Source organism: Microbacterium sp. W4I20 (assembly GCF_030816505.1).
Lineage (GTDB): Bacteria > Actinomycetota > Actinomycetes > Actinomycetales > Microbacteriaceae > Microbacterium.
Genome location: NZ_JAUSYB010000001.1, coordinates 3,623,324 through 3,635,600 on the forward strand (window position 1 = coordinate 3,623,324; position 12,277 = coordinate 3,635,600).

The 12,277-nt window shown below is 69.5% G+C and carries 9 protein-coding genes; 8 read left to right on the plus strand and 1 reads right to left on the minus strand.

Annotated features, from left to right (window positions below):
* Positions 1-20 precede the first annotated feature (20 nt).
* A complete protein-coding gene (locus QFZ21_RS17625) occupies positions 21-641 on the plus strand; it encodes a TetR/AcrR family transcriptional regulator (protein WP_307380142.1) in 621 nt (206 codons plus the stop codon).
* On the opposite strand, the gene QFZ21_RS17630 is transcribed toward QFZ21_RS17625, so the two are convergent.
* Positions 642-2,150 carry a PucR family transcriptional regulator gene (locus QFZ21_RS17630; protein ID WP_307380144.1) on the minus strand — a complete coding sequence of 503 codons (1,509 nt, stop codon included), beginning with the start codon at positions 2,148-2,150 and terminating at the stop codon, positions 642-644.
* A 96-nt stretch (positions 2,151-2,246) separates the two neighbouring features.
* Between QFZ21_RS17630 and gabT the strand changes: the two genes are divergently transcribed.
* From gabT to poxB, 7 genes are all read left to right on the plus strand, one after another.
* Positions 2,247-3,608, plus strand: a complete 1,362-nt coding sequence (gabT, locus tag QFZ21_RS17635) for a 4-aminobutyrate--2-oxoglutarate transaminase (RefSeq protein WP_307380146.1) — start codon at positions 2,247-2,249, stop codon at positions 3,606-3,608.
* A gap of 84 nt (positions 3,609-3,692) precedes the next feature.
* Positions 3,693-5,093 (plus strand): NAD(P)/FAD-dependent oxidoreductase, encoded by a 1,401-nt coding sequence (locus QFZ21_RS17640; protein ID WP_307380148.1) that lies wholly within the window; start codon positions 3,693-3,695, stop codon positions 5,091-5,093.
* Positions 5,093-5,977 (plus strand): universal stress protein, encoded by an 885-nt coding sequence (locus tag QFZ21_RS17645; protein WP_307380150.1) that lies wholly within the window; start codon positions 5,093-5,095, stop codon positions 5,975-5,977. Before QFZ21_RS17640 ends, QFZ21_RS17645 begins: the two co-directional genes overlap by 1 nt.
* Positions 5,977-7,521, plus strand: coding sequence for an APC family permease (locus tag QFZ21_RS17650; protein ID WP_307380151.1), 1,545 nt, complete (start codon positions 5,977-5,979; stop codon positions 7,519-7,521). Before QFZ21_RS17645 ends, QFZ21_RS17650 begins: the two co-directional genes overlap by 1 nt.
* 28 nt (positions 7,522-7,549) lie before the next feature.
* Positions 7,550-9,016, plus strand: coding sequence for an NAD-dependent succinate-semialdehyde dehydrogenase (locus tag QFZ21_RS17655; RefSeq protein WP_307380153.1), 1,467 nt, complete (start codon positions 7,550-7,552; stop codon positions 9,014-9,016).
* A gap of 26 nt (positions 9,017-9,042) precedes the next feature.
* Entirely contained in the window at positions 9,043-10,407 is a 1,365-nt protein-coding gene (locus tag QFZ21_RS17660; RefSeq protein WP_307380154.1) for an NAD-dependent succinate-semialdehyde dehydrogenase, read from the plus strand.
* Between the two features lie 133 nt (positions 10,408-10,540).
* Entirely contained in the window at positions 10,541-12,265 is a 1,725-nt protein-coding gene (gene poxB, locus QFZ21_RS17665; protein ID WP_307380155.1) for a ubiquinone-dependent pyruvate dehydrogenase, read from the plus strand.
* The last annotated feature ends 12 nt before the right edge of the window (positions 12,266-12,277 follow it).

Consider the following 12,277-nt stretch of genomic DNA (forward strand, 5'->3'; position numbering starts at 1 on the left):
GCCGAGGACAGGAGCGCGCAGTGGTCACGGACGATCAGCCCGCGGCGGGTCGTGGGCCGCGAGGGTCCTACGCCACAGGTCAGGCGCGACGGCAGGCGATCGTCGACGAAGCACTCGTGGTGTTCTCCCGCACGGGATTCCATGGCGGATCCCTGCGGGAGATCGCCAAGCGCGTCGGAGTGACGCCCGCCGGCCTGCTGCATCACTTCGCCGACAAGGAGGAGCTCTTCGCCGAGGTGCTCCGTCAGCGTGATGAGAAGGTGCGCGATGCTGCCGGCGATCCCGCGGAGCACACGCTGATCGGGCAGGCGAAGCGGGTCGTCGCCCACAACCAGACCTCTCGAGGGCTCACCTCGCTGTACGCGATCGTCTCGGCGGAGGCGACCGACCCGGAGCATCCCTCGCACACCGACTTCGCCGCTCGTTACCGCACTCGGGCCGAGGAGGCGGAAGAGATCCTCCGCCGCGGTCAGGAAGCCGGCGAGGTGCGGGACGACATCGACCCCGCGCTCGCCGCCCGCCTGATCAGTGCCGTGATGGACGGGATCCAGCTGCAGTGGCTGCTGGACGAGACCGTCGACATGGTCCCGCTGTTCGACGAGTTCGTGCAGCAGTATCTGAACCCCGCCCATCCGTCCTGATCAATCGCGGGCGGTCTGCAGCAGCGTCCAGAGCTCGGCGCGTGCGGGGAACGACGACAGGTCGCCGCCGAGCAGGTCGCCCGCCTGGGCGATCCGCGAGCGGAGCGTGTGACGGTGCACGCCGAGGGCAGCGGACGCCGGCTCGGCTCGGGCATCATGCTCCAGCCAGGTGCGCAGCGTGCGTTCGAGCTCGGCGCCGGTGCGCGCGTCGTGCTCGCGCAGCGGTGCCAGTCGTGACTCGGCGACGAGCCGCGCCTCGTCGGTGGCCAGCGCGGTCAGGATGCTGGAGCCCACGGTGTCGGAGTAACGCACGGCGCCGTGCTCGGCCCGCTGGCGCAGCACGGTCAGGGCCTGGGCGTGTGCGCGGGCGAACGCGTCGTATCCCTCCGGGTCGGAGATCCCGATGCGGACGCCGAAGCGGGACGCGACCTCGTCGAGCAGCGGTTCGTCGTCGCTGGACACGCACATGGTGATGCCGTCCTCGGTCTCGGCCACGAAGAAGGGCGTGCCGTGGTCGGAGCGCTGCCGTTCCCACCAGTCCGTCAGCGGGCCGGCCGGTGCATCCGCCGCCACCGCGACCACGACAGGAGCGGGTGGGAGGCCACCGAGCACACGCCGGGCGAGCCCGGGATCGTCGGCGAGGAGAGACCCGAGCAGCTGAGCGTGCAGACGGCGGCGGCTGCGCGCCAGCTGCTCGTTCTGCTCGAGCGCGAGTCCCGCCATCGCGATGACCGATGTCACGACCGAGCGGGCCTCCGAGTCGAGCACGTCGACCTCGAGCGCGATGACTCCGCGGAGATGACCGCCACGGCCGACCGTGAAGAGCATGAAGGTGTGGTCCTCGAGAGTGAGCGACTGGCCGGCCTCGAGTCCGCGGGTCAGGATGTCGATCACCCGCTCGCCGAGCTCGTCGAGCGCGTGCGTCTCGACGGCATCGCGCGGATGTGAGACGAGAAGCGCCCCCGCCGCGTCGAACATCCCCGCCCAGGCATCGAGGCGCCGGCCGAGTTCGGCGATGGTCGCGTCGAGGCCGCGGGGGCGGAGTGCCGCGAGGGCGAGGGCGCGCTGCGTGTCGAGCGCCCACGATCGTCGGGCGTATGCCTGCGCGGCGATGGCCTCGGAGTGCGCGCGGGCGACAGCGATGAACGGTGTCCGGTAAGGGACCTCGAACAGCGGCATCCCGTTTGCCGCACAGGCTGTCACCAACTCGTCCGGGATGCCGGCTCGATGCACCTCGCTGCCGAACCCGAGTCCCAGCACGCCCCGGTCGGCGAGGCGCCCGACGTAGGTGTCGACGTCGACCGCATCGTCGAACTGCGTGCCGGTCGTGAGGAGCGCGAGGTCTTCGGACAGGAATGGCGTGGGATCGGCGAGGTCGGAGCTGTGCACCCAGCGCAGCGCGCGATCCAGCGAGCCGTCCGGGAGCTCATCTTCACGGGAGACCAGGGAGAGACCGAGGTCGCGCCGGCCGAGGAGCGCACGCAGCGTCGGATCCTCGGCGACGGCCATCCGCACTCCTCCGTTGTACAGTCGGGCGACATCTCTCCCCAGATTGTACAAGCCGGCGAGTGCGGGAGGGTTCAGAGCCGCCGTACGCTCGCGAACATGGCTCTCCTCGACACCGCAGCTGTTGCAGTTCCCCTCGGCGGACCCGAACTCCCCCAGGAGCGACGCCTCGTCACCGAACTCCCCGGCCCTCGGTCGGCCGCGATCCTCGCCCGCAAGGCGGATGCCGTCGCGGCAGGCGTCGGGCACACCGTCCCGGTCGCGACCGTCGCCGCCGGTGGAGGCGTCGTGGTCGACGCCGACGGCAACTCGCTGATCGACCTCGGCTCGGGCATCGCCGTGACGACCGTGGGCAACGCCCACCCGAAGGTCGCCGCCGCCGTCGCCGCGCAGGCCGCGCAGTTCACGCACACCTGCTTCATGATCTCGCCGTACGAGTCCTACATCGAGGTCGCCGAGGCCCTCAACCGGGTCACCCCCGGTGACTTCGCCAAGAAGAGCGCCCTGTTCAACTCGGGCGCCGAGGCCGTCGAGAACGCGATCAAGATCGCCCGCAAGCACACCGGTCGCCAGGCCGTCGTCGCCTTCGACCACGGCTACCACGGCCGCACGAACCTGACCATGGCGCTCACAGCCAAGTCGATGCCGTACAAGAGCGGCTTCGGTCCGTTCGCGCCCGAGGTCTACCGCGCGCCGATGTCCTACCCGTTCCGCGACGGACTGGCCGGCCCCGAGGCCGCCGCCCGCGTGATCCTGCAGCTCGAGAAGCAGATCGGCGCCGACAACCTCGCCGCCGTCATCATCGAGCCCATCCAGGGCGAGGGCGGCTTCATCGTCCCGGCCGAAGGCTTCCTCCCGGCGATCGTCGACTGGTGCCGCGCGAACGGCGTCGTCTTCATCGCCGACGAGGTGCAGACCGGCTTCGCCCGCACCGGACACATGTTCGCCAGCGAGATCTTCGGCATCGAGCCCGACCTGATCACGACGGCCAAGGGCATCGCGGGCGGCCTGCCCCTCGCCGCCGTCACCGGCCGCGCCGAGATCATGGATGCCTCGCACGCCGGCGGCCTCGGCGGCACCTACGGCGGCAACCCGATCGCCTGCGCTGCGGCGCTCGCCGCGATCGACGTCTTCGAGAACGACGGCGTCATCGAGCGGGCCCGCGAGATCGGCGAGATCCTGCTTGCGCGCCTCGGCACCCTCCAGGCCGGTGATGCCCGCGTCGGCGACATCCGCGGTCACGGAGCCATGATCGCCGCCGAGTTCGTGAACCCCGAGACCAATGCACCGGATGCCGCACTCACGGCCGCCGTCGCGAAGGCGTGCATCGCCCAGGGCGTGATCGTGCTCACGTGCGGCACCTACGGCAACGTCATCCGCTTCCTCCCGCCGCTGTCGATCGGCGACGAGCTGCTGAACGAAGGCCTCGACGTCGTCGCCGAGGCGCTCGCCGCCCACTGACGACACACACGTCCGGTCGCGACCCTGAATCGGGGGATTGCGGGTCGCGACCGGCACTTCATCCCCCCAACGAAGGAGTTGCACATGGCTGAGATCACCCGCGACGTACTGATCATCGGCGCCGGAGCCGCAGGCCTCACGGCCGCGAACGACCTGCGCAGGGCCGGACTCTCGGTCGCCGTCCTCGAGGCGCGCGACCGCGTCGGCGGGCGCCTGTGGACCGATGTGATCGAGGGCGCCATGCTCGAGATCGGCGGGCAGTGGGTCTCTCCCGACCAGGATGCTCTCAAAGACGCCATCGAGGAGCTGGGCCTCGAGACGTACAGCCGCTACCGCGAGGGCGACAGCGTGTACGTCGGCCCCGACGGCCAGTCGCACCGCTTCACCGGCGAGATGTTCCCTGTCTCGCCCGAGACCGAGGCGGTCATCGCCGAGATCACCGAGCGCCTCGATGCGATGGTCGCCGAGATCGACCCGGACCGCCCCTGGGCGCACCCCCGGGCCGAGGAGTGGGACACGGTCACCTGGGACGGCTGGCTGCGCGCCCAGACCGACGACGACGAGGCCGTGCGCAACCTGGCCTTCGCCACCGGCAGCGCGATGCTGACCAAGCCCACGCACTCCTTCTCTCTCCTGCAGTCGCTGCTGATGGCAGCATCCGCGGGGTCGTACTCGAACCTCGTCGACGCCGACTTCATCCTCGACAAGCGCGTCGTCGGAGGCCTGCAGCAGGTGCCGCTGCGACTTGCCGAGCGCCTGGGCGACGATGTGCTGCTGAACCAGCCGGTGCGGAGCCTCGAATGGGGCCCTTCGACGGGCTCAGGGACCGAGTACGTCCGCGCCACGACCGACGACCTCACCGTCAGCGCTCGCTACGCGATCCTCGCGCACGCGCCGGTGCTGTACAGCCGCATCTCCTTCGTGCCCCCGCTCCCGCGCCGACAGCACCAGATGCACCAGCACCTCTCGATGGGCTTCGTGATCAAGGTGCACGCCGTGTACGAGAAGCCCTTCTGGCGTGAGCAGGGTCTCAGCGCCACGGCCTTCAGCCCCTACGAGCTGGTGCACGAGGCGTACGACAACACCAACCACGGCGACGACCGCGGCACGCTCGTCGGGTTCGTCTCCGACGCGAACGCCGACGGCGTCTTCGAACTCTCGGCCGAGGAGCGCAAGGAGCGCATCCTCGAATCGCTGTCGCACTACTACGGCGACGAGGCGAAGAACCCCGTCGTGTACTACGAGAGCGACTGGGGCACCGAGGAGTGGACCCGCGGTGCGTACGCCGCGAGCTTCGACATGGGCGGTCTGCACCGCTACGGCGCGGACCTCCGCACCCCCGTCGGCCCGATCCATTTCGCCTGCAGCGACCTGGCCGGCGCCGGATACCAGCACGTGGACGGCGCGATCCGGATGGGGCAGCTCGCCGCAGCGAACATCGTCGACGCCATCCGCGACGCCGCTCCCGCCGAGAGCCGCGGCTGATGACCGGCTCGGTCGTCGTCGGGTACACCGCGACGGACAGCGGAGCGGATGCCGCCGCCCTCGGCGCCCGGCTCGCCCGCAGCCTCGACGCGACGCTGCACCTGGTGATCGTGCTGCCGAACGAGGGCACGCGCAACGCCGCGGTGCCGCCGGAGCGCGCCTACGAGGAGCACATCCGCGGTCAGGCGAAGAAGTGGCTCGCCGACGCCGTGGTGCGTCTCCCGCAGCAGCTCACCCGCACCGGGCACGTGCGCTTCGCCGAGTCGTTCGCCGAGGGGCTCATCGCCGCCGGTGAGGAATTCGACGCCCGCGTGATCGTGGTCGGCGCAGCCGGCGGCGGCATCTTCGGTCGGCACCGGCTCGGCAGCGTGGCCTCCGAGCTGCTGCATTCCTCGACGATCCCGGTCGCCCTCGCGCCGGCCGGATGCGCGCAACAGGACGATCATGTGCTCCCGCGCGTGACCGTCGCCGTCGGCACCCGTCCGGGAGCGGATGCGCTCCTCGATGAGGCGGTGTCGCTCGCCGGTGACAGCGGGGTCGACCTGCGGCTGGTCTCCCTCGTGCCCTTCGACGTTCCTCCCGGGCTCGACACCGGCGCGATCCGCCTGGTCGGCGACGAGCACTCGCAGGAGGTGCTCGCCGTCGCCTCCGAACTGCTGCCCGACGGCCGCACCGCCGCTGTCGAGAAGGCACCGGGCGACAGCGTCGAAGACGCCGTCGCGAACCTCTCCTGGCTCCCCGGCGAGGTCATCCTCGTCGGCTCCAGCCGGCTCGCACAGCCGCGCCGGCTGTTCCTGGGCTCCACGGCAGCGAAGATGCTGCACGAGCTGCCCGTCCCGATGATCGTCGTCCCGCGCACCCGCGCCGAAGCAGGAGTCCGCTGATGAGCAGCACGAATCGGGCGACGGAGCCCGAATCCGGTGTCACCACCGGCATCTCCACCAAGGGCCTGAGGGCCGGCGCCGTCGGCGTGCTCGGCGCCGTCGTGATCGGCGTCTCCACCATCGCTCCCGCGTACACGTTGACCGCGTCACTGGGCCCGACCGTGGCGGAGGTCGGCACCCAGGTGCCGGCGATCATCCTGGTCGGCTTCATCCCGATGCTGCTGACCGCCTTCGGCTACCGCGAGCTCAACCGGGTGATGCCCGACTCCGGCACCTCGTTCACCTGGGGCGTGCGCGCCTTCGGCCCGTGGATCGGGTGGATGACCGGGTGGGGGCTGATCGCCGCCACCGTCATCGTGCTGTCGAATCTCGCCGGCATCGCGGTGGAGTTCCTCTTCCTCCTGATCGCCCAGCTGACCGGCAACGCCGAGATCGCAGACCTCGCGTTCAACCCGATCATCAACGTGGTCGTGTGTCTGCTGTTCATGCTCGGCGCGACCCTGGTGTCGTACCGCGACATGCAGACGACCCAGAAGTTCCAGTACATCCTGGTGACGTTCCAGCTCGTCGTGCTCGTGGTCTTCGCGGTCGTCGCGATCATCAAGGCGGTGTCCGGCGGGGCGCCGGAGCCCACGGCATTCGACTGGGCGTGGTTCAACCCGTTCGAGGTGCCGTCGTTCAGCGCCTTCGCCGCCGGGCTGTCGCTGTCGATCTTCATCTTCTGGGGCTGGGACGTCGTCCTCACCATGAACGAGGAGACCAAGGACCCCGACAAGACCCCCGGCCGTGCCGCGATGCTCACGGTGTTCGTCGTCGTCACCCTGTACCTGCTGCTGTCGATCGGACTCATCATGTTCGCCGGCGTCGGCACCGGCGCCTTCGGACTCGCGAACGAGGACATCTCCGCGAACGTGTTCTTCGCGCTGTCGGATCCGGTGCTCGGACCGCTCGCATTCCTCGTCTCGCTGGCGGTGCTCTCGAGTTCGGCGGCATCTCTCCAATCGACGGCGGTGGGACCCGCGCGCACGCTCCTCGCGATGGGGCACTACGGCGCGCTGCCGAAGAAGTTCGCACAGGTGAGCCCGCGGTTCTTCACGCCGGGCTACTCCACGATCGTGGCCGCCGTCGTGGCGTCCGCGTTCTACGCCGTCATGCGCCTCGTGAGCGAGAACGTCCTCACCGACACGATCCTCTCGCTCGGCATGATGATCTGCTTCTACTACGGCCTCACCGCGTTCGCGTGCGTGTGGTACTTCCGCAAGCAGTGGTTCGACTCGGCGCGGAGCTTCTTCTTCACGTTCCTGTTCCCGCTCGTCGGCGGCGGCATCCTGGCGGTGCTGTTCGTGACGACCCTCATCGACTCGATGGACCCGGCGTACGGCAGCGGCTCCAGCGTCGGAGGTCTCGGCCTCGTGTTCGTGCTGGGTGTGACGATCATCCTCGTCGGCGTCGTGATCATGATCTGGCAGCGGTTCGCCCGCCCCGCCTTCTTCCGCGGCGAGACGCTGAGCATGGACGCCCCGCCCAGCCGCCGCCGTCGCTGACCCGCAACTCCCCACAGAAAGAGAACCCATGAGCACTCAGACCGAGCAGGCGCTGCTCGACAGCATCCCCACCGGCCTCTTCATCGGCGGCGAGTGGACGGATGCCGAGACCGGCGGCACCTTCGACGTGCAGGACCCGGCGACCGGGAAGGTCATCCGGACGATCGCGGACGCGACGCCCGTCGACGGCAAGCGGGCGCTCGACGCCGCGGTCGCCGCGCAGGACTCGTGGGCGGCGACGGCGCCTCGGGTGCGCAGCGAGATCCTGCGCCGGGCGTTCGACCTCGTGCAGGTGCACAAGGAGGACCTGGCGCTGCTGATGACGCTCGAGATGGGCAAGCCGCTCGCCGAGGCGCGCGGTGAGGTCGGATACGGCGGCGAGTTCCTCCGCTGGTTCAGCGAGGAGGCCGTGCGCATCAGCGGCCGCTACGGCATCAATCCCGAGGGCACCGGCCACATGGTCGTGTCGCAGCGTCCGGTCGGACCGTCGTTCTTCGTGACGCCGTGGAACTTCCCGTTCGCGATGGCGACACGCAAGATCGCGCCCGCGCTCGCGGCCGGCTGCACCGTGGTCATCAAGCCCCCGGCACTCACTCCGCTGACGACCATGTTCTTCACCAAGCTGCTCGAGGAGGCGGGTCTCCCCGCCGGTGTCGTCAACGTCGTGCAGACCTCGAAGTCGAGCGCGCTGTCGGCGCCGATCATCGCCGACCCGCGTTTGCGCAAGCTGTCGTTCACCGGCTCCACGGAGGTCGGCCGCAAGCTCATCGCCCAGGCCGCCGAGGGCGTGCTCCGGGTGTCGATGGAGCTCGGTGGCAACGCCCCGTTCGTGGTGTTCGAGGATGCCGATCTCGATAAGGCCGTGGAGGGCGCGCTGCTGGCGAAGTTCCGCAACATCGGTCAGGCGTGCACGGCGGCGAACCGCTTCATCGTGCAGGCATCCGTCGCCGAGGAGTTCGCGCGCAAGGTCACCGAGCGCGTGAACGCGATGAAGATCGGGCGCGGCACGGAAGACGGCGTCGCTATCGGACCGCTCATCGATGCGGATGCCGTCGCCAAGGCGGGCGAGCTCGTCGGCGACGCGGTCGACCGTGGAGCGAAGCTGCTCGCCGGTGGCAAGGCCGTCGAGGGGACCGGAACGTTCTACGAGCCCACCGTGCTGACCGACGTGGTGCCGGGATCCGCGATCCTCCGCGAGGAGATCTTCGGACCGGTGCTCGCCATCGCGACCTTCGAGACCGAGGAAGAGGCGGTCCGCCTCGCGAACGACACCGAGTACGGGCTCGTCTCGTACGTCTTCACCGAGAACCTGCAGCGCGGCCAGCGGATGATCGATGGGCTCGAGACCGGCATGATGGGCCTCAACGTGGGTGTGGTCTCGAACGCCGCGGCTCCCTTCGGAGGCGTCAAGCAGTCCGGCGTCGGGCGCGAGGGCGGCTTCGAGGGCATCCACGAGTACCTGTCGACGAAGTACACGCTGATCCCCGTCTCCTGACCGGCATCCGAACGAGAGGACGAAACATGACCGACTACGCCGTCATCAACCCCGCCACCGGAGAGACCCTGGCGTCCTTCGACACGTTCACCGACGCACAGATCGACGAGGCGGTCGCCGCCGCCGACGAGGCGCACCGCGAGTGGTCGCGCTCATCGACCGTCGAGGAGCGTGCGGCTCTGCTCCGCCGCGCGGCCGAACTGCACCGGGAGCGCCGCGAGGAGCTCGCCGACGTGTTCGTGCGCGAGATGGGCAAGCCCCGAGAGGCGGCTCTCGGCGAGGTGGACTTCGCGGCCGACATCGCGGAATACTACGCCGATCAGGCCGAGGCCATCATGGCGGACCAGCCGATCTCGATCCTCGGCGACGGGTCGGCGATCATCCGCCGTTCGTCGCTCGGCGCGCTCGTCGGGATCATGCCGTGGAACTTCCCGGCGTACCAGATCGTGCGCTTCGCCGCCCCGAACCTGATCGTGGGCAACACGATCCTGCTGAAGCCCGCGCCGCAGTGCCCCGAGTCGTCGACGGCCCTCGAGGCGATCTACCACGACGCCGGCTTCCCGAAGGGTGCCTACCAGAGCGTCCTCGCCACGAACGAGCAGATCGCGACGATGATCGCCGACCCGCGCGTGCAGGGCGTCTCGCTCACCGGTTCCGAGCGGGCGGGCGCGGCTGTGGCCGAGGTCGCCGGTCGCAACCTGAAGAAGGTCGCGCTGGAGCTCGGCGGATCCGACCCGTTCATCGTGCTCTCCACCGACGACCTGGATGCCACCGTGCAGGCGGGCGTGGACGCGCGTCTGGACAACAACGGCCAGGCCTGCAACGGAGCCAAGCGCTTCATCATCGTCGACGGCCTCTACGACTCCTTCGTCGAGAAGTTCACGGCGGCGATGGCGGCGGTGACCGCGACCGATCCGACGCTCGACGACACGGTCCTCGGGCCGGTGTCGTCCGAGACGGCGGCGGAGAACCTGCAGAAGCAGATCGACCAGGCCGTCGAGCAGGGTGCCACGCTGCTCACCGGAGGAACCCGTGAGGGAGCCTTCTTCGCGCCGACCGTGCTCGCCGATGTGACGCCCGAGATGAACGTCTACCGCGAAGAGCTCTTCGGCCCGGCAGCGGTCGTGTATCGCGTGGCCGATGAGGACGCGGCGGTCACGCTCGCGAACGACACGACCTTCGGGCTCGGTTCGTATGTCTTCACGACGGATGCCGAGCAGGCCGAGCGCGTCGCCGACAAGATCGAGGCCGGCATGGTCTACGTGAACCTGGTGCTCGCCGACAGCCCCGAGCTGCCGTTCGGCGGAGTCAAGCGCAGCGGCACGGCGCGTGAGCTGGGCCACCTGGCGGCTGACGAGTTCGTGAACAAGAAGCTCATCCGCATCGGCTGAGCGTTCGGGGCGCGTCCTTCGTCTCGCTGCGCTCGCTCAGGAACCGGAAGTCTCGGTTCCTGAGCGAGGAGCGCAGCGACGAGACGAAGGGCGCGCCCGATCCGCTGTCGTCGGGCGGGCGTAGGGTCGAATCATGGCCAACGTCGCTGAGAACATCGTCAAGACTCTGCACGCCAACGGGATCGAGCGCGTCTACGGGCTCCCCGGCGACTCGCTGAACGGCTTCACGGACGCGATCCGCAAGGACGGCAGCATCCGCTGGGTGCACGTTCGTCATGAGGAGGCCGCCGCCTTCGCCGCCGCTGCGGATGCCGCGACCACGGGCGAGCTCGCCGTCGTCGCAGGCTCCTGCGGTCCCGGCAACCTGCACCTCATCAACGGCCTGTACGACGCGAATCGGTCGCGCGTGCCGGTGCTCGCGATCGCCGCGCACATCCCCACGACCGAGATCGGCACCGGCTACTTCCAGGAGACCCACCCGCAGGAGCTCTTCCGCGAGTGCAGCGTCTACGTGGAGTACGTCGCCGACCCGAAGCAGATGCCGCGACTCCTCGAGATCGCGATGCGTGCCGCCATCGAGCAGCGCGGCGTCGCCGTGCTCGTGATCCCCGGCGATGTCGCGCTCGCCGAGATCGCCGACGACCGCGCCGTCGTGATCGAGCGCGCCCGCCCGGTCATCGTGCCGAGCGGCGCAGAGCTCGACAAGGCGGCGACGCTGCTGAACGCGGCGAAGAAGGTCACGATCCTCGCGGGTGCCGGTGTCGAAGGAGCGCATGACGAGGTCGTCGCCCTCGCCGATCGGCTGGGGGCGCCGATCGTGCACGCCCTCCGCGGCAAGGAGTTCATCGAGTACGACAACCCGTTCGACGTCGGCATGACGGGGCTGCTCGGCTTCGCGTCCGGCTACCGCGCCATGGAAGCCGCTGACGCGCTCCTGGTGCTCGGAAGCGACTTTCCCTACGAGCAGTTCTATCCCGAGAACGCCACGACCATCCAGGTCGACATCCGCGGATCACAGCTCGGCAAGCGGCATCCGCTCGACCTGGGACTCGTCGGCGATGTGCGGGCGACGGCCGAGGCCCTCCTCCCGCGGCTCGCGTCGCGCGACGACCGCGGACACCTCGACGACTCCACCGCGCACTACCGGAAGACCCGGGCGAAGCTCGACGAGCTGGCGGTGCCGGCGAAGGGCAAGCGGCCCATCCATCCGCAGTATCTCGCGCGCCTGTTGAACGAGCAGGCCGACGACGACGCCATCTTCACCGCCGACGTCGGCTCGCCCACCGTGTGGGCCGCGCGCTACCTCTCGATGACCGAGGACCGACGCCTGATCGGATCCTTCACGCACGGTTCCATGGCGAACGCCCTGCTGCACGGCATCGGCGCGCAGGTCGCGCATCCGCACCGCCAGGTGGTCGCGCTCGCCGGAGACGGCGGATTGTCGATGATGCTCGGCGAGCTGATCACGCTCACCCAGAACAAGCTGCCGGTGAAGACGATCGTGGTGAACAACTCCTCGCTGAACTTCGTCGAGCTGGAGATGAAGGCGGCCGGGTTCGTCACGTACGGGACAGGCCTCGAGAACCCGAGCTTCGCGGCGATCGCGGAGGCGATGGGCATCTTCGCGCGGCGCGTGGAGCGCAGCGAAGACCTGCCGGATGCTGTGCGCGAAGTCCTCGCCCACGACGGGCCCGCGCTGCTCGACGTCGTCACCGAGCGGCAGGAGCTGTCGATGCCGCCGGCGATCGAGGCCGCGCAGGTCAAGGGGTTCGCGCTGTACGCCATCCGCACCGTGATGTCGGGGCGCGGCGACGAGCTGCTCGACCTCGCCAAGGCGAACTGGCGTCAGCTGTTCTGACGTCCTTCGTCT